The sequence below is a fragment of the Mycobacterium sp. Marseille-P9652 genome, assembly GCF_902652685.1.
Taxonomy (GTDB): domain Bacteria; phylum Actinomycetota; class Actinomycetes; order Mycobacteriales; family Mycobacteriaceae; genus Mycobacterium.
The window spans coordinates 14,227-38,902 of the sequence record NZ_CACRUY010000037.1; the positions used below are offsets into that span (position 1 = coordinate 14,227).

Genomic DNA, 24,676 nt, shown 5'->3' on the forward strand with positions numbered 1-24,676 from the left:
CGAGAATTTTCCCTTCCGCTCGAGGGTGGGCTCCACCCCCACGCCGGTGCGATCGGCGTTCATCGCGATGAAGGGGTACCGGGGTTCTCGGGATACCGGACGTTTGCGCTGGACGTGAGCGCGCCCGAAGGGATTCGAACCCCTAACCTTCTGATCCGTAGTCAGATGCTCTATCCGTTGAGCTACGGGCGCCTGTGTTCAGTTGTGTTGGGCCCGAAGGACCCAGCGGAGGCGAGAGGATTTGAACCTCCGGTCCCCTTTGAGGGGGACAACTCATTAGCAGTGAGCCCCATTCGGCCGCTCTGGCACGCCTCCATCGGACTCTGAGGGTACCCGACCCCTGCAAGGTCTCCCGAAACCGCCGGAGGGTCAGCGTACACAGCGCCGACATATGCTGTCGAAGTGACCGCCCGCCTGCGCCCCGAGCTGACGGGTCTGCCGGTCTACGTTCCGGGCAAGACGGTGCCGGGCTCCATCAAACTGGCCAGCAACGAGACGGTGTTCGGGCCGCTGCCCAGCGTCCGCGCGGCCATCGAGAAGGCGACCGACGAGCTCCACCGCTACCCGGACAACGGCTGCGTCCAACTCAAGGCCGCACTGGCCAGGCACCTCGGACCGGAATTCGCCAGCGAGCGCGTCGCGGTCGGCTGCGGTTCGGTCAGCCTCTGCCAGCAACTCGTTCAGATCACCGCGTCGCCCGGCGACGAGGTCATCATGGGATGGCACAGCTTCGAGCTCTACCCGCCGCAGGTGCAGGTGGCCGGCGCGACGGCCGTCAAGGTGCCGCTGCGCAACCACACCTACGACCTCGACGCGATGTTCGCCGCGATCACCGACCGCACGCGGCTGATCTTCGTCTGCAACCCGAACAATCCGACGTCGACCGTCGTGGAGCCCGACGCGTTGGTGCGCTTCGTCGAGGCGGTGCCCGACGACATCCTGATCGCCGTCGACGAGGCGTACGTCGAATACATCCGCGACGGCATGCTCCCCGACAGCCTGGGATTGGTTCGCGACCACACGAACGTCGTTGTGCTGCGCACCTTTTCGAAGGCGTACGGGATGGCCGGCCTGAGGGTCGGCTACGCGGTCGGCGACCCCGGCGTCATCACGGCCCTGGATCGGGTCTACGTGCCGTTCTCGGTGACGAGCGTTTCGCAGGCCGCGGCCATCGCCTCGCTGGAGGCGGCGGACGAGCTGTTGCACCGCACCGACGCCGTGGTCGCCGAGCGTGTCCGCGTCCTCGCGGCGCTGCGTGACGCCGGCTACACCGTGCCACCGTCGCAGGCCAACTTCGTCTGGCTGCCGTTGGGCGCCCGCACAGCCGATTTCGTGGCGCGGGCCGCCGACGCGCGAGTGGTGGTCCGCCCGTTCGCGCCGGACGGCGTCCGGGTCACCGTCGGGGCACCAGAGGAGAACGACGCGCTGCTGCGGTTCGCCAGCGACTGGATCAAGGAGAGCGAATGAGTCTGGCCCGCAAGAGGTTCATCGAGTTCAAGGAACGCGGCGGCGACATCGGCGACGCCGAACTCGACGACTTCTGGTCGACCCTCGAGCCGGCGACCATCGACGGCATGATCGGCGAGTGGAAGGGCGGCGAGTTCCGCACCGGCCACAAGATGAACGGTCAGCTGGAGAAGGCGGGCTGGTTCGGCAAGACCTTCACCTCGGCCGCCGACGTGCAGCCCCTGGTCTGCCTGGACGCCGACGGCAACAAGTTCTCCAACGTGGCGATGGGCAAGGGCGAGGCCAGCCTGTGGCTCGAGGAGTTCCGCGGCGAGGTCACCGCCACGATGGTCTACGACGGCCAGCCGGTGCACGACCATTTCAAGACGATCGACGACGACGCCGTGATGGGCATCATGAACGGCAAGGGCGTCCTCGACGGCGGCCGGTACTACTACTTCTACCTCGAACGGGTCTGATCCCCCTCGAGCGTCACGCCAGCGTGGCGTTCGGCGCCGAGCGTAACGCCAGCGCGACGTTCGGCACCTTAAGGCTTAGGCCCGCGCCGGGTTGCGGCCGGTGAAGGCGACCAGCTGCTCGAGGGCGCCGGCGTCGTCGGGCACGTCGACCGGGTCGTCGAATCCGGCCGCTGCGCGGATCTCCGGCCGGATCACCTGCCGCGCCAACCCGAGCACGTACTCGGACAGTGGTTCGGGGGCGTTGAGCTCATGACCGACGGCCGCGGCGTAATCCCAAGCGTGGACCAGGAATTCGACCGAGAAGATGCCGCACGCCGTCTTGGCGGGCATCTCGCCCTTGCCGAACAGCACCGTCCCGTCCAAGCCACGACGATGCCACGCGTCCAGCGCGGGCCGGGCCGCGGCGACGATCTGCCGCTCCACCGAATCGGTCTCGTCGCGCTCCGGTATGTCGGCGCCGACCATGCCACCGAGCCCGGAGATCGACTTCAGCAGGTGCCCGGTGAGGGCGTTCACGTCGTACTCCGAGCACGGGGTCCGCTTGGTCAGGTCGTCGGCGGCGATCGGATGCACGACGCGCTGCAGAACGTTGAGCGTGTCCTCGGCGCTGTGAAGCTCATCGGTGGGCGGGGAATGGGGTCCGGGTCGCAGATCGGGAGCCATATTTGCCACGCTACGGTCTCGCTATGGGCGATACCTACGAATCCGTCACCATCGAGACCAAAGACCAGGTCGCCCAGGTGACGCTGATCGGGCCGGGCAAGGGCAACGCGATGGGACCCGCGTTCTGGTCCGAGATGCCGGAAGTGTTTGCGGCGCTGGACGCCGACCCCGACGTCCGGGCCATCGTCATCACCGGATCGGGCCGCAACTTCAGCTACGGCCTGGACGTGCCCGCGATGGGCGGCTCGTTTACTCCGCTGCTGTCCGGTGAGGCGCTGGCCGGTCCGCGCGCGGTCTTCCATGCGGAGATCAGGCGCATGCAGGGTGCGATCACCGCCATCGCTGATTGCCGGACGCCGACCATTGCCTCGATCCACGGCTGGTGCATCGGCGGCGGCGTCGACCTGATCTCCGCGGTCGATATCCGCTACGCCAGCGCCGACGCCAAGTTCTCCGTGCGCGAGGTGAAGCTGGCGATCGTCGCCGACGTCGGCAGCCTGGCCCGCCTGCCGCTGATCCTGGGCGACGGCCATGTGCGGGAGCTTGCGCTCACCGGCAAGGACATCGACGCGCAGCGCGCCGAGAAGATCGGCCTGGTCAACGACGTCTACGCCGACGCCGACGCCGCCGGCGCCGCGGCGCACGCCACCGCCGCAGAGATCGCCGCCAACCCGCCGCTGACCGTCCACGGCATCAAGGACGTCCTCGACCAGCAGCGGGTCTCGGCCGTCTCGGAGAGCCTCCGCTACGTCGCGGCGTGGAACGCGGCCTTCCTGCCGTCGAAGGACCTCACCGAGGGCATCTCGGCGACGTTCGCCAAGCGACCGCCGCAGTTCACCGGCGAGTAGGGCGCGCACGAAGCCGCCGGCGGGGCGGCACGTACCCTCGCGGGGATGGCTGAAATGACCCCCGACGGGAGAATCCGCGTCCCGTCCGACCTGGACGCCGTGACGGCGATCGGCGACGAAGACCACTCGGAGATCGACACCGCCGCCGTCGAGCGCATCTGGCGGGCCGCCCGGCACTGGTATCAGGCCGGTTTCCATCCGGCGATCGAGCTGTGTATCCGCCACCGCGGGCGCGTCGTCCTCAACCGCGCGATCGGCCACGGCTGGGGCAACGCGCCCACCGACCCGCCCGACGCCGAGAAGATCCCCGTCACCACCGACACGCCGTTCTGCGTGTACTCGGCGGCCAAGGGCATCACCGCGACCGTCGTGCACATGCTCGTCGACCAGGGTGTCTTCTCGCTCGACGACCGCGTGTGCGAGTACATCCCCAGCTACACCAGCCACGGCAAGCACCGCACCACCATCCGCCACGTGCTGACCCACAGCGCGGGCGTGCCGTTCCCCACCGGACCGCGCCCGGACGTCACGCGCGCCGACGACCACGAGTACGCCCAGCAGAAGCTCGGCGAGCTGCGGCCGCTGTACCGACCGGGCCTGGTGCACATCTACCACGCGTTGACCTGGGGTCCGCTGATGCGCGAGATCATCTACGCGGCAACGGGCAAGGAGATTCGCGAGATCCTCGCCACCGAGGTCCTCGACCCGCTGGGCTTCCGTTGGACGAACTTCGGCGTCGACAAGAAGGACGTGCCACTGGTCGCGCCGAGCCACGCCACCGGCCGGCCGTTGCCGGCCCCGATCGCCCAGATCTTCCGCAAGGCGATCGGCGGCACCGTGCACGAGGTCATCCCGTACACCAACACGCCGATGTTCCTGACCACCATCATCCCGTCGTCCAACACGATCTCGACGGCGAATGAGTTGTCGCGGTTCGCCGAAATCTGGCGCCGCGGAGGCGAACTCGAGGGCGTGCGAGTGCTGCGCCCGGAGACCATGCGCGGTGCCGTCGCCGAAAGCCGGCGGCTGAGGCCGGATTTCGCGGTCGGGCTGCAGCCCGCCCGCTGGGGCACCGGATACATGCTGGGCACCAGACGGTGGGGACCTTTCGGGCGCAACGCCCCCGATGCGTTCGGCAACCTCGGCCTGGCCAACATCGCGATCTGGGCGGACCCGGCTCGCGCGCTGGCCGCCGGCGTGATCAGCAGCGGCAAGCCCGGACGCGACCCCGAACTCAAGCGCTACACCGCACTGATGGACACGATCGCGGCCGAGATTCCGACCGGTTGAGGGCGCTCGACCGGGGGAACACTGCCGCCATGGCTACATACCGAGTGCTGAACCCGAAGGGTGACGTCGTCGAAACCAAAGACATCGAAAGCGCCGACAAGGCGCACGCCTATTTCGCCGACAACGCGGTGCCGGGCAACGAACTTGGCTGGCGCATGGAGGTCGAGGAGAACGGCGAATGGCACTACTTCGACAACAGCGAAGGCGATCGCAGCTACTAGTGTTTGTGCCCCGGCAGGCGGGGCAACCAACTACCCATGGAATCCGAACGCTTCCGCAAGCTCCTTGACGCGCCGGGGCCTTTCGCCTCGGTCTACTTCGACGACTCGCACGACACCCACGACGCCGAGGCCCAGCGCGAGCTCAAGTGGCGGGCCGTCAAAGACGAACTCGAACAGCAGGGCGCCGGGCAGGCGGTGACCGATGCGATCGCGGACGCGGTCCTGAACTCGCGTCCCCCCGTTGGGCGGAGCGGACGAGTGGTGATCGCCGGCGCCGGCGGGGTACTGGTCGACGAGCACCTGGCGCGGCCCGCGCCCACCAGCGTGGTCCGGGTCTCCGAACTGCCCTACCTCGTGCCCATTCTCGAGCAGAGTTTCGATCACCCCGACTACGTCCTGGTGGTCGTCGACCACAGCGGCGCCGACCTGACCACGAACATCGGCGGCACCCTGCACGCGGAGACCGTCGACGGTGGCGGCTACCCCGTGCACCATGCCGCCGGGGCCGAGACGTCCGGGTACGGCGACCCGCAGTTGCGCACCGAGGAGGCCGCCCGCAAGAACTTGCGCGCGGTCGCAGACCGGGTCGCGGAACTCGTTGACGACAAGGGCATCAAGGTGATCTTCGTCGTCGGCGAGGTGCGCTCCCGGTCCGACTTCCTCGCGACGCTGCCCGGACGCCTGCACGAGCGGACGGTCGAGCTGGAGGTCGGCGCCCGGCACAGCGGACACCACTTCGGCGAGATCGAGCGGGCGATCGACGAGGAGCTGATCAAGCGCCAGCTGCGCGCGATGGACGATGCGGCGCAGCAGTTCAGTGCCGAAATCGGCCGCGATTCCGGTCTGGCCGCCGAAGGCCTCGGGCCGGTCTGCTCGGCGTTACGGCAGGGCGCGGTCGAGACGCTGATCATCGGCGACGTCGGCGACGCGACCGTGGTCGCCGACGAGGGCTTCACGACCATCGCCCCGAACGCGGACGTGCTGTCCGAGCAGGGCGCCTCCCCCGACAAGACCCTGCGCGCCGACGAGGCGCTGCCGATGTTCGCCGTCTCGATCGGGGCGGCGCTGGTGCGCACCGACGAACGCATCACCCCGGCCGACGGCGTCGCCGCCGTGCTGCGCTACGCCCCGACGCTGCACTAGCGGGCGGTGGCGGAGGGATTTGAACCCCCGGACGGTGTTAGCCGTCTCTCGCTTTCAAGGCGAGTGCATTAGGCCGCTCTGCCACGCCACCATGGACAAGGCTAGCTAAGGGTAACGGGGCGGACGCTGATAGTAGCGTGGCCCACATGCGCGCGATCGTCGCCGAATCCCCCGACAAGCTGCTCTGGCAGGAAGTGCCCGACGTCTCGCCCGGGCCGGGCGAGGTGCTGGTCAAGGTGACCGCGGCCGGTGTCAATCGCGCCGACCTACTGCAGGCCGCCGGCAAGTACCCGCCACCACCCGGTGCCAGCGAGATCATCGGCATGGAGGTGTCCGGCGTGGTCGCCGACGTCGGCTCGGGTGTCACGGATTGGGCTGTCGGACAAGACGTTTGCGCGCTGCTCGCCGGTGGCGGCTACGCGGAGTACGTCGCCGTTCCGGCCGGCCAGGTGATGCCGGTCCCCGACGGCGTCGACCTCGTGGATGCCGCCGGCCTGCCCGAAGTGGCGTGCACGGTGTGGTCGAACCTGGTGCTGACCGCGCACCTGGGCAAGGGCCAGCTGCTGCTGCTGCACGGCGGCGCGAGCGGCATCGGCAGCCACGCCATCCAGGTGGCGCGCGCGCTGGGCGTCCGGGTGGCCGTCACCGCGGGCTCGGCCGAGAAGCTGGAGTTCTGCCGCGAGCTGGGCGCCGAGATCGTCATCAACTACCGCGACGAGGACTTCGTCGCGCGGCTGCGCGACGAAGGCGGCGCGGACGTGATTCTGGACATCATGGGCGCCGCTTACCTCGACCGCAACATCGACGCCCTGGCCACCGATGGGCAGCTCGTCATCATCGGCATGCAGGGTGGAATCAAGGGCGAGCTCAACATCGGCAAGCTGATGGGCAAGCGGGCGCGGGTCATCGGGACCACGCTGCGGGCCCGGCCGGTGACGGGTCCGAACAGCAAGACGGAGATCGTGCAGGCCGTGATCGCCTCGGTGTGGCCGATGATCGCCGAGGGGCGGGTGCGGCCGATCATCGGAGCGCGCATGCCCATCGAGCAGGCGGCCGAGGCGCACCGAAAGCTCACGGCGAGCGAGGTCACCGGAAAGATTGTGCTGACGGTCTAGCGGCCCGCCGAACGTGCAGCTATAGCGAAAATTCGCAAAATTTCTCGCACTGGCTGCACGTTCGGCGAAACGGCGCGAAACGGCTCAGCCGAAAGAGGCCAGCGCGCGCACCAACTGGTCCACCTCGGCGGTCGTCGAGTAGTGCGCCAGCCCGACGGTCACCGCGCCACCGATGTCGTTGACGCCCAACACGTCGAGCGCCCGCGAACTTTCGTTGCAGACGGCCAGGATCCCGTTGTCCGCCAGGCGCTGCACCACCCGCTCGGCGGGCACCTCGTGCAGCGCGAAGCTGACCACCGGTATCCGGACCTCCGGACGGCCGATCACCATCACCAGGGGCAGCGATCGCAGCGACAACATGAGGTAGTCGAAGACTCGATTCAGGTACGTGGTCGCCGACTGCATGGACACCGACAGGCGCTCGCGACGGCTACCGCGCGCGGACTCGTCGAGCGCGGCCAGGTACTCGATGCTGGCGACCACGCCCGCCAGCAGCCCGAACTGGTGCGCTCCGAGTTCGAGCCGCGCCGGGCCGGCCGCGTGCGGGTCGGTCGAGACCGCGCCGAAAGAGTTCAGCAGCGCCGGATCGCGGAACACCACCGCCCCGATCGGCGGCCCGCCCCACGCCTGGGCGTTCACGGCGACGACGTCGGCGTCGGTCTCCCGGACGTCGAGCAACCGGTAGGGCGCCGCGGCGGAGTGGTCGACGACGACCAGGCCGCCCACGTCGTGCACCAGCTTGGTCATCGCCCGCAGGTCGGTCACCGTCCCGAGCGACGCCGAGGCGGAGGCGACGGCGGCCAGGCGGGTGGACTTGCCGACCAGGCTCTCCCACTGCCACGTCGGCAGCTCGCCGGTCTCGATGTCGATCTCGGCCCACTTCACCTTGGCGCCGTAGCGGTGCGCGGCCCGCAGCCACGGTGCGATGTTCGCCTCGTCGTCCAGCCGACTGACGATCACCTCATACCCGAGGCCGGACCGCGACGACGACGCCTCCGCCAGTGACGACAACAAGATCGCCCGGTCGGCCCCCAGCACCACCCCCGCCGGGTCGGCGTTGAAGAGATCGGCCACAGCGGCCCGGGCCGCGTCCAGCACGGCGGCGCTGCGCTGCGACGACGGGTGCGCGCCGACGGTGCTCGGACCGGATCTGCGGAACGCCGTCGACACGGTGGTGGCGACGGAGTCGGGGATGAGCATCCCGGACGGCGCGTCGAAGTGCACCCATCCGTCACCCAGCGACGGATGCAGTCCGCGCACCCGGGCGACGTCGTAAGCCATGCCAGCCACCTTAGAGCTTCCGCATTTTGCGCGAAATTGCGACGGTAGCGGGTGCCTGGACAGGCCCCAACCGCTCCAGCCAAATGTGGCTTCCCCGAGCCAGGACACCCGGGCAGCCATACTAGTCCAGTGGGTCTCTGGTTCGGAACGCTGATCGCCTTGTTCCTGCTGATCGCGCCGGGGACGATCGTCGCGCGGATCACTCAGCTGAGCTGGCCGGTGGCCGTGGCGGTGGGACCGGCGCTGACCTATGGCGTGGTGGCGCTGGCGATCATTCCCTACGGCGCCATCGGGATTCCGTGGAACGGCTGGACCGCGCTGGCCGCGCTGGCGGTGGTGTGCGTGCTGATGACGGGGCTGCAACTGGTGTTCGCCCGCTACCGCGACGGCGACGCCGAGGCTCGCGGGATCGGCCGTCTGCCGGCTGCGGTCGTCGCCGCCGGTGTCGCGCTGGGCGCGCTGCTCATCATGTGGGCCGCCTACCGCGGGCTCAGACATTGGGAGTCCATTCCCAGCACGTGGGACGCCGTGTGGCACGCCAACGAGGTGCGCTTCATGCTCGACACCGGTCAGGCGTCGTCCACCCACATGGGCGAGCTGCGCAACGTCGAGACCCACCAGCCGTTGTACTACCCGTCCGTGTTCCACGCGCTGGTCGCGGTGTTCTGTCAACTGACGGACGCGGCGCCGACGACCGGCTACACGCTCTCCTCGGTCGCGGCGTCGGTCTGGCTGTTCCCGACGAGCGCGGCGATGCTCACCTGGCGCCTGATCCGCCCGGTGACGGATCAGTGGCGCGCCGCGGGGGCCACGGCCACGGCGGCCGTGCTGTCGGCGTCGTTCACGTCGGTGCCGTACGTCGAGTTCGGCGTCGCCGCGATGCCCAACCTCGCGGCCTACGGGGTGGCGGTGCCCACGTTCGTGCTGATCACGTCGACCCTGCGGCACCGCGACCGCATCCCGGCGGCCGTGCTCGCGCTGGTCGGCGTCTTCTCGGTGCACCTGACGGGCGGGTTCGTCGTCGTCCTGTTCCTGCTGGGCTGGTGGCTGCTCGACGCGCTGCGGCACCCGGTGCGCGGCCGCCTCCCCGACGCGCTGATCCTGGCCGCGATAGCAGTGCCGACCATGGCGGTCCTGGCGCCGCAGTTCCTGGGCGTGATGCGGCAGGCCGACATCATCGCCGGGCACGCGTTCCCGAGCTTCAAGAGCGTCAAGCAGGGTGTCATCGACGCGCTGCTGCTGCACACCCGCCACCTCAACGACTGGCCCATCCAGTACTGGCTGGTGTTTCTGTCCTACGCCGGCATGGCGATCCTGCTGTACAAGCGGATCTGGTGGCCGGCCGCGGTCTGGCTGGTGCTGACCGTCGCGACCATCTATTCGGGCGCGCCGTTCCGCAATCCGCTCGGCCGCACCATCGAGGTGTTCAGCCAGTTCTTCTACAACGATCCGCGGCGCCTGACGGCCGTGGTGACCATGCTCATGACACCGATGGCGGGCGTCGCACTGTTCGCCGGCGTCGTGCTGCTGGTAGCGGGGGCAAGGCGGGTCGCCGACCGTTTCAGACCCCTGCCGTCGCCCGTGTGGGTGGCGGCGACCGCAGGCGTGCTCGTAGTGGCGACGGTGCTCACCGCCCGCCACTACTTGTATCGGCACCTCGTGCTGTTCGGCGACAAGTACGACTCGGTGATCATCGACCAACGGGACCTGATGGCGATGGCGTACCTGGCGACGCTGCCAGGGGCGCACGACACCACGATCGGCGACTCCAACATCGACGGCACCGCCTGGATGTACGCGGTGGCCGACCTGCACCCGCTGTGGACGCACTACGACTTCCCGCAGCAGACCGGCCCGGGGTATTACCGCTACATCTTCTGGACCTCGGCGCGCAAGGGTGTGGCCGATCCGCGGGTGGTCGAGGCGGTTAAAGCGCTCAATATCAGGTACATCCTCACCAGCGCTCCCAACGTCAGAGGGTTCTCCACACCGGACGGACTAGTGTCATTGGACAAGTCCCCGTCGTGGGCGCTGATCTACGACAACGGCGGGGCGCGAATTTACGAGTGGCGCGGGAACACCCCGGCGCCGCGCCCCTAGGACGGCGAAGGATGGTGACGGGTTGAGTATCGGCAACGACGACCAGGACGACGGCGTCGAGGTCATCGGCGGCGGCGTCGACCCCCGGATCATGGTGGCCCGCGACGACGACCTCGACGACGACGAGCGCTCGCTGACCGACCTGGTGGAACAGCCCGCCAAGGTGATGCGCATCGGCACCATGATCAAGCAGTTGCTCGAGGAGGTCCGCGCCGCGCCGCTCGACGAGGCCAGCCGCAACCGACTCCGTGAGATCCACGCCACCAGCATCCGCGAGCTCGAGGGCGGCCTCGCGCCGGAGTTGCGCGAGGAGCTCGAGCGGCTCACGCTGCCGTTCGACGAAGGGTCCGCGCCGTCGGACGCCGAGCTGCGCATCGCGCAGGCTCAGTTGGTCGGTTGGCTGGAGGGGCTGTTCCACGGCATCCAGACCGCGCTGTTCGCCCAGCAGATGGCCGCGCGCGCCCAACTGGAGCAGATGCGCCAGGGCGCGCTCCCGCCGGGAATCGGCAAGCCGGGCCAGAGCGGGCACGGGCAGTACCTGTAAGTAGCGAAAAGTGCCGGCTCCTCACATCGAGACGCGCGACGCGTGGGTCGAATTTCCCATCTTCGACGCCAAGTCACGCTCACTGAAGAAAGCGTTCCTGGGCAAGGCGGGCGGAACGATCGGCCGCAACAACTCCAACGTGGTGGTGGTGGAGGCGCTGCGCGACATCACCATGAGCCTCGAGCTGGGTGATCGAGTCGGCCTCGTCGGCCACAACGGCGCGGGCAAATCGACTCTGCTGCGCCTGCTTTCGGGCATCTACGAACCGACGCGGGGCTGGGCGAAGGTCACCGGCCGCGTCGCGCCCGTCTTCGACCTCGGCGTCGGCATGGACCCGGAGATCTCCGGTTACGAGAACATCATCATCCGCGGCCTGTTCCTCGGGCAGACCCGCAAGCAGATGCTGACCAAGGTCGACGAGATCGCCGAGTTCACCGAGCTGGGCGACTACCTGTCGATGCCCCTGCGCACGTACTCCACCGGGATGCGGGTGCGGCTGGCGATGGGCGTGGTCACCAGCATCGACCCCGAGATCCTGCTGCTCGACGAGGGCATCGGCGCGGTGGACGCGGACTTCTTGAAGAAGGCACAGTCGCGGCTGCAAAGCCTGGTGGAGCGGTCCGGCATCCTGGTGTTCGCCAGCCACTCCAACGAATTCCTTGCCCGGCTGTGCAAGACCGCCATGTGGATCGACCACGGGGTGATCCGCATGTCCGGCGGCATCGAGGACGTGGTGCGGGCCTACGAGGGCGAGGACGCCGCCCGCCACGTCCACGAGGTGCTGGCCGAAACGCGGAACGAGATATGAGCGACACCGTCATCGCCGTCGTCGTGACCCACCGGCGCCCCGACGAACTGGCGAAGTCGCTGGACGCGGTGAGCTCGCAGGACCGGCCGCCCGACCATCTGATCGTCGTCGACAACGATTTTTCCGGCGAAGGCCCCGGCTCCGGGCGGGTTGCGGATTTGGTTGCTGCGCAACCCATTCCGTCGACCTACCTCGGGTCGCACCGAAATCTGGGCGGCGCGGGCGGCTTCGCGCTCGGCATGCTGCACGCGCTCGCGCAGGGCGCCGACTGGGTGTGGCTCGCCGACGACGACGGGCGCCCCGCCGACTCGCACGTCCTGCCGACCCTGCTGGCCTGCGCCGAGAAATACGGCCTGGCCGAGGTGTCGCCGATGGTGTGCAATGCCGATGACCCGCGGCGACTCGCGTTTCCATTGCGTCGCGGCGTCGTATGGCGAAGGTACGCAAGCGAACTGCGCACCGAGGACGGACAGGATCTCTTGCGCGGCATCGCGTCGCTGTTCAACGGGGCGCTCTTCCGGGCGTCCACGCTGGAGTCGATCGGCGTCCCGGACCTGCGGCTGTTCATCCGCGGCGACGAGGTCGAGATGCACCGCCGGCTGGTACGGTCCGGCCTGCCGTTCGGCACCTGCCTGGACGCGGTGTACCTGCACCCGTGCGGCTCCGACGAGTTCCGGCCCATCCTGGGCGGCCGGATGCACACCCAGTACCCCGACGACGCCGCCAAGCGGTTCTTCACTTACCGCAACCGCGGCTACCTGCTGTCGCAGCCGGGCCTGCGCAAGCTGCTCCCCCAGGAATGGCTCCGGTTCGGCTGGTTCTTCCTGGTGACCCGGCGCGATCCCGACGGGCTGCGGGAGTGGATTCGCCTGCGCCGCTTGGGCCGTCGCGAGCAGTTCGGGAAGCCGGGAGGTTCTTCATCATGACTTTTGTCGACGCGGCGGCGCAGTCGCGGACCCTCACCCGCGCCCGCGGCGACCTGGTCGACGGCTTCCGCCGCCACGAGCTGTGGCTGCACCTGGGTTGGCAGGACATCAAGCAGCGCTACCGGCGCTCGGTGCTCGGACCGTTCTGGATCACCATCGCGACCGGCACCACCGCCGTCGCCATGGGTGGGCTGTACTCCAAGCTGTTCCACCTGGACCTGGCGGTGCACCTGCCCTACGTGACTCTCGGGCTGATCATCTGGAACCTGATCAACGCCGCCATCCTCGAGGGCGCCGACGTTTTCGTCGCCAACGAGGGTCTGATCAAGCAGCTCCCCACGCCGCTGAGCGTGCACGTGTACCGGCTGGTGTGGCGGCAGATGATCCTGTTCGCGCACAACATCGTCATCTACCTCGTCGTTGCGATGATCTTCCCCAAGCCCTGGTCGTGGGCCGACCTGTCGGTGCTTCCCGCGCTCGTCCTGATCGTGCTCAACTGCATCTGGGTGTCGCTGTGCTTCGGCATCCTGGCGACGCGCTACCGCGACATCGGCCCGCTGCTGTTCTCGGTGGTGCAGCTGCTGTTCTTCATGACGCCGATCATCTGGAACGACGACACGCTGCGTCAGCAGGGCGCCGGACGCTGGTCGAAGATCGTCGAGCTCAACCCGCTGCTGCACTACCTGGACATCGTGCGCGCGCCGCTGCTGGGCGCGCACCAGGAGTTGCGGCACTGGGCCGTGGTGGTGGTGCTGACGGTCGTCGGCTGGCTGCTCGCGGCCGTCGCGATGCGGCAATACCGCGCGCGAGTGCCGTACTGGGTGTAGGCCCGGTCCAGAATGGCGCCGAGCGTCGACTCGTTGTCGGGATTCGGGGCCGTTTGGCGCAACAAGTCGACGGTCGAACCCCCGAAGGAGGAGTATGCGTTCGTGAGCGACGCGTCGGCAGTCGGCTGCGTGGGGACGCTGACCGTGGCGACCCGCGGTGACCGCGGCGCGGGTGAGGTGCTGGTGACCGTGCGCGGATCGAAGGAGACCTTCATGGCATGGTCCGACGACCCGTTGCCCAAAGGCTCTCAGGTGCTGGTGGTCGAGGCGCGCGGCGCGCGCACCGTGGTCGTCGAACCGTGGGAGCGGCGCCTCACCTGAATTGACGGCCCAATTCGCCTGGGATACAACAGCGAAACCCCGACAAGGAGTCGAACATGCTCGGTTACAAGGTCCCGGCCCCGGACGAGGCGATGCTCATCTCCGGCGGCCGGGCCAAAAGCAACGCCCCGTTCCGCGTCGTCACCGGCCACGGCGCCTTCGTCGTGCCGTTCTTCCGCAAAGCCCGCTTCCTGACGCTGGCCATGTGCGAATCCGAGGTCGGCGAGAAGTGCGTCACCCAGCAGGGCATCACGCTGAACGTCCGCGCCGTGATCGCCTTCAAGGTGGGCAACGACACCGAGAGCATCATCAGCGCCGCGCAACGGTTTCTGTCCGATCAGGACCAGATGGCCGTGCTGACCGGCCGGATATTCGCCGGCCACCTGCGCTCGATCATCGGCTCGATGACCGTCGAGCAGATCATCCGGGAACGCCAGAAGCTGGCCACCGAGGTGCTCGACGGCTCGAAGGAGGAGATGGCCCGGATCGGCCTGACCGTCGACGCCCTGCAGATCCAGTCCATCGACGACGACGGGCTCGGCTACATCAACGCGATGTCGGCGCCGCACAACGCCGCCATCCAGCAGCAGGCGCAGATCGCCCAGGCGCAGGCCAATCAGGCCGCCGCGGAAGCCGAGCAGGAATCACAGCGCAAACAGGCCGAGTTCGCGCGGCAGACCGCGATCGTCAAGGCGCAATACAAGGCCGAGGTCGACAAGGCTCAGGCGCAGGCCGGGCAGGCGGGTCCGCTGGCCGAGGCCGAGGCCCAGCGCGAGGTGCTGCAGATGAAGACCGAACTCGCCGAGCGCGCCGCCGAACTCCGTCAGCAGGAATTGGTCGCCGAGGTGATCAAGCCCGCGGAGGCCGAGGCCGAACGCGTCCGGATCATGGCCGTCGCCGACGCGGAGAAGATGAAGATCCAGGCCGAGGCGGCGGCGTCGCACAACCGCGTCGCCCTGGACCGGATGCTCATCGACCAGCTGCCGCAGATCGTCGAGAAGGCCGCGCTGGGGCTGTCCAACGCCAACCTGACCGTGCTCAACGGCGCCGAAGGGCTCAGCGAGGTGGCCACCGGGCTGGTCGCGCAGGGCAAGGCCATCTTCGACGCGCTGCGCGGCGACGTCGTCGACTATTACGACGACGAACCGCCCGTATCGACGAACTCGGATTCCGGCCACGCGACCCGCTGAGGGTGTCGCCCCGTGAGCTGATCGTCCTGGGCACCGCCAGCCAGGTGCCCACCCGGCACCGCAACCACAACGGGTACCTGCTGCGCTGGGATGGCGAGGGGCTGCTGTTCGATCCCGGTGAGGGAACGCAACGCCAGATGCTGCTGGCCGGCGTGCCGGTGAGTGACGTAACTCGCCTGTGCCTCACCCACTTTCACGGCGACCACTGTTTAGGCGTGCCCGGGATCGTGCAGCGACTGTCCCTCGACGGGATACCGCGCCCCGTGCACGCGCACTACCCGGCGTCCGGCCGGGAATTCTTCGAGCGCTTGCGGCACGCCTGCCTCTTCTACGACCGCGCCGACGTCCGCGAGCAACCGGTGGTCGCGGACGGCCCGGTGGCGACGGGCGCGTTCGGGGTGCTGGAGGCGCGCGCACTCGAGCACTCCGTCGACGCCGTCGGCTACCGGCTGACCGAACCGGACGGCCGCCGCTTCGTGCCCGAACTCCTGGCCCGCCACGGCATCGCGGGACCGGCCGTCGGCGAACTGGAGCGCGCCGGGTCCATCACGCTCGGGGGCCGAACCGTCGCGCTTTCCGACGTCACCGAACCCCGGCCCGGCCAGCGCTTCGCCTTCGTCATGGACACCCGGCTGTGCGACGCCGTGTTCGCCCTGGCCGAGGGAGCAGACATGCTGGTCATCGAGGCGACGTTCCTGAGCGTGGACACCGACCTGGCTGTGCGCTACGGGCATCTGACCGCGCGTCAGGCGGCGCAGGCGGCGGCCGAGTGCGGGGTGCGGCGGCTGGTGCTCACCCACTTCTCTCAGCGCTACCCCGAGAGCCAACGTTTTCGCGACGAGGCGGCCGAGGTGTTCGGCGGTGACATCGTCGTCGCCGAGGATCTCGCCAAGATTCAAGTCCCCAAACGGCTTGCGGAATAGCACTGGCGGCGGCACCCCTCCGGTGTCACACTGGTACGCCACTTGGGCAAACTGGGCGAAAGGTCTCTTCGACGTGAGCGACAAAAAGCGATCGGCGGCGGACGCGGGGCGCGCCAACCTCGCGGCGGAGCTGGAGCGACTGCGGCAGCGGCGGGAACGCCTCGAGCTGGAGGTCCGGGACGATCGCGGAATGGTCGGCGACCACGGCGACGCCGCCGAGGCGATCCAGCGGGCCGACGAACTGGCCGTGCTGGCCGACCGGATCAGCGAACTCGATCACCGGCTGCGGGAAGGGCCGTCGCACGCCCAGGAGTCCGAAGGCCTGCCCGGCGGCACCGAGGTCACCGTGCGCTTCCCGGACGGCGAGGTCGTCACGATGCAGGTCATCTCGATCATCGAAGAGACCCCCGCCGGTCGCGAGGGCGAGACGCTGACCGCCGGCAGCCCGCTGGGCCAGGCCCTGGCCGGGCACCAACCGGGCGACACCGTCACCTACTCCACGCCCCAGGGCGAGAATCAGGTCGAACTGATCTCGGTGAAGCTGCCCCGCTGACACGCGGGGCGGCCACCACGCCGCCCGAGTGTGGGGTGGCGACCCGCTTCGACCGGCTACGCCGCCCTCGCGATCGCCACGCCCGAGTGTGGGGTGGCGACCCGCTTCGACCGGCTACGCCGCCCTCGCGATCGCCACATAGACTCGCCCCGATGGCTGTCCCGACGCCCGATTCCGCGCCGCTGAGCGCGCAACTCAGCCTCAAGACGCAGGTCGTGCGTTTCGTGATCACCGGCGGGCTGGCCGGTGTCGTGGACTTCGGCCTCTACCTGGCGCTCTACAAGGCGGTGGGCCTGCAGGTCGACCTGTCCAAGGCCACCAGCTTCATCGTCGGCACCATCACCGCCTACCTGATCAACCGCCGATGGACGTTTCAGGCCTCCCCCAGCACGGCCCGGTTCGTCGCGGTCATGGTGCTGTATGCCGTCACCTTCGCGGTGCAGGTGGGGCTCAACCACCTCTCGCTCGCACTGCTGCACTACCGGGCGTGGGCGATCCCCGTCGCGTTCGTGATCGCCCAGGGCACCGCGACCGTGATCAACTTCGTCGTGCAGCGGGCCGTCATCTTCCGCATGCGCTGAGCCCCCGCGGTTAAGCGGTAGCCTCTTTGACGATGTCGAGCACCCCAGAAGTGATGGCTCCCGCCCGGCTGACCGGGTGGGGTCGAACCGCCCCGTCGGTCGCCGAGGTCCTGCGCACCGCCGATCCGGAGGTGATCGCCAAGGCCGTGGCGCGGGCCGCTGACCACGGCGCCAGGGGCGTGATCGCGCGCGGCCTCGGCCGGTCCTACGGGGACAACGCGCAAAACGGCGGCGGCCTGGTGATCGACATGAACGCGCTGAACACCATCCACTCGATCAGCGCCGACACCCGGCTGGCCGACCTCGACGCGGGCGTCAACCTCGACCAGCTGATGAAGGCGGCCCTGCCGTTCGGGCTGTGGGTGCCCGTGCTGCCGGGCACCCGACAGGTCACCATCGGCGGCGCGATCGCCTGCGACATCCACGGCAAGAACCACCACAGCGCGGGCAGCTTCGGCAACCACGTCCGCAGCATGGACCTGCTGACCGCCGACGGCCAGATCCGCCGCCTCACCCCGACGGGCGAGGAGTCCGAGCTGTTCTGGGCCACGGTCGGCGGCAACGGGCTGACCGGGATCATCCTGCGGGCCACGATCGAGATGACGCCAACGGAGACCGCCTATTTCGTGGCCGACGGCGACGTCACGGCCAGCCTGGACGAGACGATCGCCTTCCATAGCGACGGCAGCGAGGCCGACTACACCTACTCGAGCGCATGGTTCGACGCCATCAGCGCGCCGCCGAAGCTCGGGCGCGCCGCGATCTCGCGCGGCCGGCTCGCGCGCCTGGACGAACTGCCGGCCAAGCTACGCCGCAGCCCGCTGAAATTCGATGCGCCGCAACTACTTACGCTGCCCGACGTGTTCCCCAACGGGCTGGCTAACAAGTACACCTTCATGCCCATCGGTGAGCTGTGGTACCGCAAGTCGGGCACCTACCGCGGCAAGATCCAGAACCTGACGCAGTTCTATCACCCGCTCGACATGTTCGGGGAGTGGAACCGGGCCTACGGCCGCGCCGGCTTCACCCAATACCAGTTCGTCGTGCCGACCACCGCCGTCGAGGAGTTCAAGGGCATCATCCGCGACATCCAATCCTCCGGGCATTACTCGTTTCTCAACGTGTTCAAGCTCTTCGGCCCGGGCAACCGCGCGCCGCTCAGCTTCCCCATTCCCGGCTGGAACGTGTGCGTGGACTTCCCGATCAAGGCGGGGCTGGGCGGGTTCCTCAACGAGCTGGACAGCCGGGTGCTCGAATTCGGCGGCCGCGTTTACACCGCGAAGGATTCCCGCGTGAGCGCCGACACCTTCCACGCCATGTACCCGCGCATCGACGAATGGATCGCCCTGCGCCGCAGGGTCGACCCGGCGCGGGTGTTCGCCTCCGACATGGCCCGACGTTTGGAGTTGCTGTAAATGCTTGACGCCGTGGGGAATCCACAGACCATCCTGCTGCTCGGGGGCACGTCGGAGATCGGCCTGGCCATCTGCGAGCGTTACCTTCGGGACGCGCACGCGCGCATCATCCTGGCCGCGATGCCCGGCGACCCGGGCCGCGACGCCGCGGTGGCCCAGATGACGGCCGCCGGCGCGAAGTCGGTGGAGCTCATCGACTTCGAGGCCACCGACCCCGATAGTCATCCGAAGACCATCGACCAGGCGTTCAGTGGCGGCGATGTCGACGTGGCGATCGTAGCGTTCGGCATCCTCGGCGACGCCGAGGAGTTGTGGCAGAACCAGCGCAAGGCGGTGCTGGCTGCCGAAATCAACTACACCGCGGCTGTTTCCGTGGGAGTCCTACTCGGCGAGAAGATGCGCGCCCAGGGCTTCGGCCAGATCATCGCGATGAGCACGGTGGCCGGCGAACGGGTGCGGCGGTCCAACTTCGTCTACGGCTCCACCAAGGCAGGGCTGGACGGGTTCTACCTTGGCCTCGGGGAGGCGTTGCGCGAGTACGGCGTTCGCGTCCTGGTGATCCGGCCCGGCCAGGTTCGCACCCGGATGAGCGCGCACATCAAGGAAGCCCCGCTGACCGTCGACAAGGAGTACGTCGCGAACCTCGCGGTGACCGCGGCCGCAAAAGGTAAGGAATTGGTTTGGGCACCAGCAGCATTCCGCTACGTGATGATGGTGTTGCGGCACGTCCCCCGGAGCGTCTTCCGCAGGCTCCCCATCTGAGCGTGCGCAACGCGCTGGCCACCCTGGGCCAGATGGCCGTCGCCGTCGCGGTCTCGGCCGTGGTCGCCGTGGTGTCCCTGATCGCCATCGCCGGCGTGCAGTGGCCCGCCTTCCCGTCGTCGAACCAACTCCACGCGCTGACCACCGTCGGGCAGGTCGGCTGCTTGGCCGGCCTCCTCGTCTCCGCCTGGCTGTGGCGGCGGGCACGCCGGCTCCCGGCCCAACTGTGCGCCGTGGTGTTCGTGTCCGCATTCACGGTGGTGACCCTGGGCATGCCGCTCGGAGCGACGCGGCTTTACCTGTTCGGCATCTCCGTCGACCAGCAGTTCCGCACCGAATACCTGACCCGGCTCGCCGACAGTCCCGCCCTCCACGACATGACCTACCTCGGGCTGCCGTCGTTTTACCCACCCGGCTGGTTCTGGATCGGCGGCCGCGTCGCCGCGCTCGCCGGAGCGCCCGCCTGGGAGATCTTCAAGCCGTGGGCCGTCACCTCCATCACCCTCGCGATCGCCGTCGCGCTGGTGCTGTGGTGGCGGATGATCCGCTTCGAGTACGCGCTGATCGTCACCATCGCGACGGCGGCGGTGACGCTCGCCTACGGCTCCCCCGAGCCCTACTCGGCGATGATCACCGTGCTGCTGCCGCCGGTCCTGGTGCTGACCTGGTCGGGGCTGCGCGCCGGCGACCCCGAGCGTGACAGCACGGTCGCTCCCGACGCCGAGCGTGACGGCAGGGTCACCCTCGAACGGCCGGGCGGCGGCTGGGCGGCGGTGATCGGTGCGGGCCTCTTCCTCGGCTGGACGGCGACCTGGTATTCGCTGCTGTTCGGCTTCGGCGCGTTCACCGTCGCGCTGATGGCGCTGTGTCTGATGGGCGCGCGGTGGCGGCGCGACGGGTTCAGGGCCGCCGTCGACCCCCTGCGCCGGCTGGCCGTCATCGCCGTCATCGCCGCGGCCATCGCCGCGACCACCTGGCTGCCCTTCCTGCTGCGCGCGGCCCACAGCCCGGTCAGCAACAGCGGAAGCGCCTTCCACTACCTGCCCGCCGACGGCGCCGAACTGACCTTCCCGATGCTGCAGTTCTCGCTGCTCGGCGCGGTCTGCATGGTCGGCGCCCTGTGGCTGGTGGTGCGCGCCCGTTCCTCGGTGCGGGCGGGCGCCCTGGCCATCGGCGTGCTGGCGATCTACGTGTGGTCGCTGCTGTCGATGCTGACCACGCTGGCGCGCACCACGCTGTTGTCGTTCCGGCTGCAGCCGACGCTGAGCGTGCTGCTGGTCGCCGCCGGGGCGTTCGGCCTCATCGAGCTCACGCGGGCCTTGAGCTCGCGTGGCCGCGCGGTGCTGCCGGTGGCCGGCGCGATCGGGCTGACCGCCGTCATCGCGTTCAGCCAGGACATTCCCGACGTGCTGCGGCCCGACCTGGCGATCGCCTACACCGACACCGACGGCTACGGGCAGCGCGGCGACCGCAGGCCGCCGAGTTCGGAGAAGTTCTACTCCGAGATCGATGCCGCGATCCAGCGGGTGACGGGCCGTCCCCGCGACCAGACCGTGGTGCTGACCGCCGACTACAGCTTCCTGTCCTACTACCCGTACTGGGGCTTCCAGGGCCTCACCTCGCACTACGCCAATCCGCTGGCCCAGTTCGACCTGCGGGCGGCGCAGATCGAGAAGTGGGCCGGCCTCAAGACCGCCGACGATCTCATCCACGCGCTGGACACCTGCCCGTGGCCGCCCCCGACCGTGTTCCTGATGCGCCGCGGCGCCAGCAACACCTACACCCTGCGGCTGGCCGAGGACGTCTACCCGAACCAGCCGAACGTGCGCCGCTATACCGTCGACCTGCGGGCGGCCCTCTTCAACGATCCGCGCTTCGCCGTCGAGAGCATCGGCCCGTTCGTGCTGGCCATCCGCAAGCCGGGGGCCGGACGATGAGCACCGACACCGCTGGCCGCACGGGTCCTGACACGGGGCCGCAAACGGCCGAAGAACTACGATCTACCTCCGTGAGCGACGCGGGCGGCAATTACCGGATCGCCCGACTGGTTGCCGTCGTCGCCGGCCTGCTGGGGACCGTGCTGGCGCTCGCCACTCCGTTGCTGCCCGTCAACCAGACGATGGCCCGCATCAACTGGCCGCAGAACGGCACGTTCGGCAGCGTCGACGCGCCCCTGATCGGCTACGTCGCGACCGACCTGACCGTCACCGTGCCGTGCCAGGCCGCGGCCGGGCTGGCCGGACCGCAGAACGCCGGCAAGACAGTGCTGTTGTCCACGGTGCCCAAGCAGGCGCCGAAGGCCGTCGACCGCGGCCTGCTGATCCAGCGGGCCAACGACTACCTCGTGGTCGTGGTGCGCAACGTCGCGGTGGTCACCGCCCCGTTGAGCCAGGTGCTGAGCCCCGCCTGTCAGAAGTTGACGTTCACCGCGCACGCCGAGAAGGTCACCGCCGAGTTCGTCGGCCTCACCGAGGGACCCAACGCCGAACACCCCGGGGCGCCGCTGCGCGGCGAGAAGAGCGGCTACGACTTCCGCCCGCAGATCGTGGGGGTGTTCACCGACCTGTCGGGGCCGGCGCCGCCCGGGCTGAGCTTCTCGGCCACCGTCGACACCCGCTACAGCAGCAGTCCGACGCCGCTGAAGATGGCCGCGATGATCCTCGGCGTGGTGCTGACCGGCGCCGCCCTGGTCGCGCTGCACGTCCTCGACACCGCCGACGGCACGCGGCACCGCCGCTTCCTGCCGTCCCGCTGGTGGACGGTCGGCGGGCTCGACGCGCTCGTCATCGCCGTGCTGGTGTGGTGGCACTTCGTCGGCGCCAACACCTCCGACGACGGCTACATCCTCACCATGGCCCGCGTCTCCGAACACGCGGGCTACATGGCCAACTACTACCGCTGGTTCGGCACGCCCGAGGCGCCGTTCGGGTGGTACTACGACCTGCTCGCGCTGTGGGCCCACGTCACCACCGCGAGCATCTGGATGCGGCTGCCCACCCTCGTCATGGCGCTCACCTGCTGGTGGGTGATCAGCCGCGAGGTGATGCCCCGCCTGGGTCACGCCGTCAAGAACAGCCGGGCGGCGGCCTGGACGGCCGCCGGCATGTTCCTGGCGGTCTGGCTGCCGCTGGACAACGGGCTGCGGCCCGAGCCGATCATCGCGCTCGGCATCCTGCTGACCTGGTGTTCGGTCGAACGCGCGGTGGCCACCAGCAGGCTGCTGCCGGTGGCGGCCGCCTGCATCATCGGCGCGCTCACCCTGTTCTCGGGGCCGACGGGCATCGCCTCGATCGGTGCCCTGCTGGTGGCGGTCGGGCCGCTGCTCACGATCCTGCACCGCCGGATCCGGCGGTTCGGCGCCCTCCCGCTGGTGGCTCCCCTGCTGGCGGCGGCCACCGTCACCGTCATCCTGATCTTCCGGGACCAGACCTTGGCCGGCGAGCTGCAGGCGACCGCGCTCAAGCGGGCCGTCGGACCCAGCCTGAGCTGGTTCGACGAACACATCCGCTACGAGCGGCTGTTCATGGCCAGCCCCGACGGCTCGGTCGCGCGCCGGTTCGCCGTCCTGGGTCTGCTGATCGCGCTCGGCATCACGGTGGCGATGTCGTTGCGCAAGGGCCGGATCCCGGGGACGGCCGCCGGGCCTAGCCGGCGCATCGTCGGCATCACGATCATCTCGTTCCTGGCGATGATGTGGACGCCGACCAAGTGGACCCACCACTTCGGGGTGTTCGCCGGCCTCGCCGGATCGCTCGGCGCCCTGGCCGCCGTCGCCGTGACGGGCGTGGCGATGCGTTCCCGGCGCAACCGGACCATGTTCGCCGCCGCGGTGCTGTTCCTGGTGGCGTTGTCGTTCGCCAGCGTGAACGGCTGGTGGTACGTGTCGAACTTCGGTGTGCCGTGGTCGAATTCGTTCCCGCAATGGCACTACGGCTTTGCCACCATGCTGCTCGGGCTGACCCTGCTGGTGCTGCTGCTGGCCGCGTGGTTCCACTTCGTCGCGCCGGACAACGGGCCGTCCGCGCGTCCTCACGCGGCGCGGACGATCCGAATCATTCAGTCGCCCTTGGCCGTTGCCGCGTGGGCGCTGGTGGTGTTCGAGGTGCTGTCGCTGACCCTGGCGATGATCGACCAGTACCCGGCGTGGTCGGTGGGCCGGTCCAACCTGGAGGCGCTCACCGGCAAGACCTGCGGTCTGGCCGAGGACGTGCTGGTCGAGCAGGATCCCAACGCCGGCATGCTGGCCCCCGTGAGCACCCCGGTCGCCGACGCCCTCGGCGCCGGGCTCTCGGAAGCGTTCACGCCCAACGGGATTCCCGCCGACGTCCGCGCCGACCCGGTGATGGAACGCCCCGGCGACCGCAGTTTCGTCAGCGACGACGGCTTGGTCAAGAGCAGCGAGGCCGGCACCGAGGGCGGCACCAACCCGGCGCCGGGCATCAACGGCTCGGTCGCCCAGCTGCCCTACAACCTCGACCCGGCCCGCACGCCGGTGCTGGGCAGCTGGCGCGCCGGCATCCAGGTGCCGGCCCACCTGCGGTCGGGGTGGTACCGGCTGCCGCCGCGCGACAAGTCCGGGCCGCTGCTGGTCGTCACCGCGGCCGGCCGCTTCGATCCCCGCGAGGTCCAGGTGCAGTGGGCCACCGACGACGAGGGCGACGCCGGGCACCCCGGCGGCTCCTTCCAGATGTCCGACGTCGGGGCGTCGCCGGCCTGGCGCAACCTGCGGTTGCCGCTGTCCGCCGTCCCCGCCGCGGCCACCCAGATCCGCCTGGTGGCCGACGACGAGGACCTGGCCCCCCAGCACTGGATCGCGCTCACGCCGCCGCGCATCCCGCAGTTGCGCACCCTGCAGGACGTGGTCGGTTCGAAGGATCCGGTGTTCCTGGATTGGCTTGTGGGGCTGGCGTTTCCGTGCCAGCGACCCTTCGGCCACCAGAACGGGGTGGACGAGACGCCGAAGTGGCGCATCCTGCCGGACCGGTTCGGCGCCGAGGCCAACTCGCCGGTGATGGACAACAACGGCGGCGGCCCGCTGGGCGTCACGGAATTGCTGGTGAAGGCGACCACTATCGCCACCTACCTGAAGGACGACTGGTCGCGCGACTGGGGGTCGCTGCAGCGACTGACGCCCTACTACCCGGACGCGCAGCCCGCCGACCTGCAGCTGGGCACCGCGACGCGCAGCGGCCTATGGAATCCGGCGCCTTTAAGAAAGACTTAGCGCAAGAGTTCGGCGG

The 24,676-nt window shown here is 69.2% G+C and carries 23 protein-coding genes and 3 tRNA genes; 21 read left to right on the top strand and 5 right to left on the bottom strand.

The window, feature by feature from the left end; translation table 11 throughout:
* Nucleotides 1-119 precede the first annotated feature (119 nt).
* Together GPY60_RS18295 and GPY60_RS18300 are read right to left on the bottom strand one after the other, a co-directional pair.
* A tRNA-Arg gene (locus GPY60_RS18295) sits at nucleotides 120-192 on the bottom strand.
* Between the two features lie 34 nt (nucleotides 193-226).
* A tRNA-Ser gene (locus tag GPY60_RS18300) sits at nucleotides 227-315 on the bottom strand.
* A gap of 87 nt (nucleotides 316-402) precedes the next feature.
* On the opposite strand from GPY60_RS18300, the gene hisC reads away from it, so the two are divergent.
* Together hisC and GPY60_RS18310 are read left to right on the top strand one after the other, a co-directional pair.
* Nucleotides 403-1,467 carry a histidinol-phosphate transaminase gene (gene hisC, locus GPY60_RS18305; protein WP_156689104.1) on the top strand — a complete coding sequence of 355 codons (1,065 nt, stop codon included), beginning with the start codon at nucleotides 403-405 and terminating at the stop codon, nucleotides 1,465-1,467.
* Nucleotides 1,464-1,925 (top strand): DUF4334 domain-containing protein, encoded by a 462-nt coding sequence (locus GPY60_RS18310; RefSeq protein WP_156689105.1) that lies wholly within the window; start codon nucleotides 1,464-1,466, stop codon nucleotides 1,923-1,925. The genes hisC and GPY60_RS18310 overlap by 4 nt, the downstream gene beginning before the upstream one ends.
* Nucleotides 1,926-2,000: 75 nt before the next feature.
* On the opposite strand, the gene GPY60_RS18315 is transcribed toward GPY60_RS18310, so the two are convergent.
* A complete protein-coding gene (locus tag GPY60_RS18315) occupies nucleotides 2,001-2,588 on the bottom strand; it encodes a TIGR03086 family metal-binding protein (protein ID WP_197283731.1) in 588 nt (195 codons plus the stop codon).
* 23 nt (nucleotides 2,589-2,611) lie between these two features.
* On the opposite strand from GPY60_RS18315, the gene GPY60_RS18320 reads away from it, so the two are divergent.
* Genes GPY60_RS18320 through GPY60_RS18335 form a run of 4 tightly spaced genes read left to right on the top strand, consistent with a single transcriptional unit; the run spans nucleotide 2,612 to nucleotide 6,090 of the window.
* The gene (locus tag GPY60_RS18320; RefSeq protein ID WP_156689107.1) at nucleotides 2,612-3,436 is read left to right on the top strand and encodes a crotonase/enoyl-CoA hydratase family protein; all 825 of its coding nucleotides are present in this window, start codon (nucleotides 2,612-2,614) and stop codon (nucleotides 3,434-3,436) included.
* A gap of 54 nt (nucleotides 3,437-3,490) precedes the next feature.
* Nucleotides 3,491-4,726, top strand: a complete 1,236-nt coding sequence (lipE, locus tag GPY60_RS18325; protein ID WP_156689139.1) for a lipase LipE — start codon at nucleotides 3,491-3,493, stop codon at nucleotides 4,724-4,726.
* A gap of 29 nt (nucleotides 4,727-4,755) precedes the next feature.
* Nucleotides 4,756-4,947 (top strand): hypothetical protein, encoded by a 192-nt coding sequence (locus GPY60_RS18330; protein ID WP_156689108.1) that lies wholly within the window; start codon nucleotides 4,756-4,758, stop codon nucleotides 4,945-4,947.
* 36 nt (nucleotides 4,948-4,983) lie between these two features.
* Nucleotides 4,984-6,090 (top strand): Rv2629 family ribosome hibernation factor, encoded by a 1,107-nt coding sequence (locus GPY60_RS18335; protein ID WP_156689109.1) that lies wholly within the window; start codon nucleotides 4,984-4,986, stop codon nucleotides 6,088-6,090.
* Between the two features lie 4 nt (nucleotides 6,091-6,094).
* Here the strand turns inward: GPY60_RS18335 and GPY60_RS18340 are convergent.
* Nucleotides 6,095-6,181 (bottom strand) — tRNA-Ser (locus tag GPY60_RS18340).
* A gap of 55 nt (nucleotides 6,182-6,236) precedes the next feature.
* On the opposite strand from GPY60_RS18340, the gene GPY60_RS18345 reads away from it, so the two are divergent.
* Entirely contained in the window at nucleotides 6,237-7,205 is a 969-nt protein-coding gene (locus GPY60_RS18345; RefSeq protein ID WP_156689110.1) for an NAD(P)H-quinone oxidoreductase, read from the top strand.
* 84 nt (nucleotides 7,206-7,289) lie between these two features.
* Here the strand turns inward: GPY60_RS18345 and GPY60_RS18350 are convergent, their stop codons facing one another.
* On the bottom strand, nucleotides 7,290-8,486 hold the full coding sequence (locus GPY60_RS18350; RefSeq protein ID WP_156689111.1) for a cysteine desulfurase-like protein: 1,197 nt from the start codon (nucleotides 8,484-8,486) through the stop codon (nucleotides 7,290-7,292).
* Nucleotides 8,487-8,615: 129 nt separating this feature from the next.
* On the opposite strand from GPY60_RS18350, the gene GPY60_RS18355 reads away from it, so the two are divergent.
* From GPY60_RS18355 to GPY60_RS18420, 14 genes are all read left to right on the top strand, one after another.
* Nucleotides 8,616-10,586 (top strand): DUF6541 family protein, encoded by a 1,971-nt coding sequence (locus GPY60_RS18355; RefSeq protein ID WP_156689112.1) that lies wholly within the window; start codon nucleotides 8,616-8,618, stop codon nucleotides 10,584-10,586.
* Between the two features lie 22 nt (nucleotides 10,587-10,608).
* Nucleotides 10,609-11,130 carry a bacterial proteasome activator family protein gene (locus GPY60_RS18360; protein WP_156689113.1) on the top strand — a complete coding sequence of 174 codons (522 nt, stop codon included), beginning with the start codon at nucleotides 10,609-10,611 and terminating at the stop codon, nucleotides 11,128-11,130.
* A gap of 10 nt (nucleotides 11,131-11,140) precedes the next feature.
* Nucleotides 11,141-11,938 carry a galactan export ABC transporter ATP-binding subunit Wzt/RfbE gene (gene wzt, locus GPY60_RS18365; protein WP_156689114.1) on the top strand — a complete coding sequence of 266 codons (798 nt, stop codon included), beginning with the start codon at nucleotides 11,141-11,143 and terminating at the stop codon, nucleotides 11,936-11,938.
* A complete protein-coding gene (gene glfT1 / locus GPY60_RS18370; RefSeq protein WP_156689115.1) occupies nucleotides 11,935-12,864 on the top strand; it encodes a galactofuranosyltransferase GlfT1 in 930 nt (309 codons plus the stop codon). Before wzt ends, glfT1 begins: the two co-directional genes overlap by 4 nt.
* Nucleotides 12,861-13,691 (top strand): galactan export ABC transporter permease subunit Wzm/RfbD, encoded by an 831-nt coding sequence (gene wzm / locus GPY60_RS18375; RefSeq protein WP_156689116.1) that lies wholly within the window; start codon nucleotides 12,861-12,863, stop codon nucleotides 13,689-13,691. The genes glfT1 and wzm overlap by 4 nt, the downstream gene beginning before the upstream one ends.
* 33 nt (nucleotides 13,692-13,724) lie before the next feature.
* Entirely contained in the window at nucleotides 13,725-14,012 is a 288-nt protein-coding gene (locus GPY60_RS18380; protein WP_231639713.1) for a hypothetical protein, read from the top strand.
* 56 nt (nucleotides 14,013-14,068) lie between these two features.
* Entirely contained in the window at nucleotides 14,069-15,202 is a 1,134-nt protein-coding gene (locus GPY60_RS18385) for an SPFH domain-containing protein (RefSeq protein ID WP_156689117.1), read from the top strand.
* A 2-nt stretch (nucleotides 15,203-15,204) separates the two neighbouring features.
* Complete coding sequence (locus GPY60_RS18390; RefSeq protein ID WP_156689118.1) at nucleotides 15,205-16,125, top strand: ribonuclease Z; 921 nt, start codon at nucleotides 15,205-15,207, stop codon at nucleotides 16,123-16,125.
* A 73-nt stretch (nucleotides 16,126-16,198) separates the two neighbouring features.
* Nucleotides 16,199-16,678, top strand: a complete 480-nt coding sequence (locus GPY60_RS18395; protein ID WP_156689119.1) for a GreA/GreB family elongation factor — start codon at nucleotides 16,199-16,201, stop codon at nucleotides 16,676-16,678.
* 215 nt (nucleotides 16,679-16,893) lie between these two features.
* Nucleotides 16,894-17,259, top strand: a complete 366-nt coding sequence (locus tag GPY60_RS18400) for a GtrA family protein (protein ID WP_156689141.1) — start codon at nucleotides 16,894-16,896, stop codon at nucleotides 17,257-17,259.
* A gap of 32 nt (nucleotides 17,260-17,291) precedes the next feature.
* Nucleotides 17,292-18,674: an FAD-binding oxidoreductase gene (locus GPY60_RS18405; RefSeq protein WP_156689120.1), complete on the top strand. Its 1,383-nt coding sequence runs from the start codon at nucleotides 17,292-17,294 to the stop codon at nucleotides 18,672-18,674.
* Entirely contained in the window at nucleotides 18,675-19,436 is a 762-nt protein-coding gene (locus tag GPY60_RS18410) for a decaprenylphospho-beta-D-erythro-pentofuranosid-2-ulose 2-reductase (protein WP_156689121.1), read from the top strand.
* Nucleotides 19,437-19,468: 32 nt separating this feature from the next.
* Nucleotides 19,469-21,373 carry a galactan 5-O-arabinofuranosyltransferase gene (locus GPY60_RS18415; RefSeq protein WP_156689142.1) on the top strand — a complete coding sequence of 635 codons (1,905 nt, stop codon included), beginning with the start codon at nucleotides 19,469-19,471 and terminating at the stop codon, nucleotides 21,371-21,373.
* Nucleotides 21,370-24,660 (top strand): arabinosyltransferase domain-containing protein, encoded by a 3,291-nt coding sequence (locus GPY60_RS18420; RefSeq protein WP_156689122.1) that lies wholly within the window; start codon nucleotides 21,370-21,372, stop codon nucleotides 24,658-24,660. The genes GPY60_RS18415 and GPY60_RS18420 overlap by 4 nt, the downstream gene beginning before the upstream one ends.
* Nucleotides 24,661-24,676: the final 16 nt, after the last annotated feature.

Bases quoted from the DNA above. Each gene is read 5' to 3' on its own strand.
- GPY60_RS18310 (WP_156689105.1), top strand. From the start codon at position 1,464: ATGAGTCTGGCCCGCAAGAGGTTCATCGAGTTCAAGGAACGCGGCGGC.
- GPY60_RS18315 (WP_197283731.1), bottom strand. From the start codon at position 2,588: ATGGCTCCCGATCTGCGACCCGGACCCCATTCCCCGCCCACCGATGAG.
- GPY60_RS18320 (WP_156689107.1), top strand. From the start codon at position 2,612: ATGGGCGATACCTACGAATCCGTCACCATCGAGACCAAAGACCAGGTC.
- lipE (WP_156689139.1), top strand. From the start codon at position 3,491: ATGACCCCCGACGGGAGAATCCGCGTCCCGTCCGACCTGGACGCCGTG.
- GPY60_RS18330 (WP_156689108.1), top strand. From the start codon at position 4,756: ATGGCTACATACCGAGTGCTGAACCCGAAGGGTGACGTCGTCGAAACC.
- GPY60_RS18335 (WP_156689109.1), top strand. From the start codon at position 4,984: ATGGAATCCGAACGCTTCCGCAAGCTCCTTGACGCGCCGGGGCCTTTC.
- GPY60_RS18345 (WP_156689110.1), top strand. From the start codon at position 6,237: ATGCGCGCGATCGTCGCCGAATCCCCCGACAAGCTGCTCTGGCAGGAA.
- GPY60_RS18350 (WP_156689111.1), bottom strand. From the start codon at position 8,486: ATGGCTTACGACGTCGCCCGGGTGCGCGGACTGCATCCGTCGCTGGGT.
- glfT1 (WP_156689115.1), top strand. From the start codon at position 11,935: ATGAGCGACACCGTCATCGCCGTCGTCGTGACCCACCGGCGCCCCGAC.
- wzm (WP_156689116.1), top strand. From the start codon at position 12,861: ATGACTTTTGTCGACGCGGCGGCGCAGTCGCGGACCCTCACCCGCGCC.
- GPY60_RS18385 (WP_156689117.1), top strand. From the start codon at position 14,069: ATGCTCGGTTACAAGGTCCCGGCCCCGGACGAGGCGATGCTCATCTCC.
- GPY60_RS18405 (WP_156689120.1), top strand. From the start codon at position 17,292: ATGTCGAGCACCCCAGAAGTGATGGCTCCCGCCCGGCTGACCGGGTGG.
- GPY60_RS18410 (WP_156689121.1), top strand. From the start codon at position 18,675: ATGCTTGACGCCGTGGGGAATCCACAGACCATCCTGCTGCTCGGGGGC.
- GPY60_RS18415 (WP_156689142.1), top strand. From the start codon at position 19,469: ATGGCCGTCGCCGTCGCGGTCTCGGCCGTGGTCGCCGTGGTGTCCCTG.
- GPY60_RS18420 (WP_156689122.1), top strand. From the start codon at position 21,370: ATGAGCACCGACACCGCTGGCCGCACGGGTCCTGACACGGGGCCGCAA.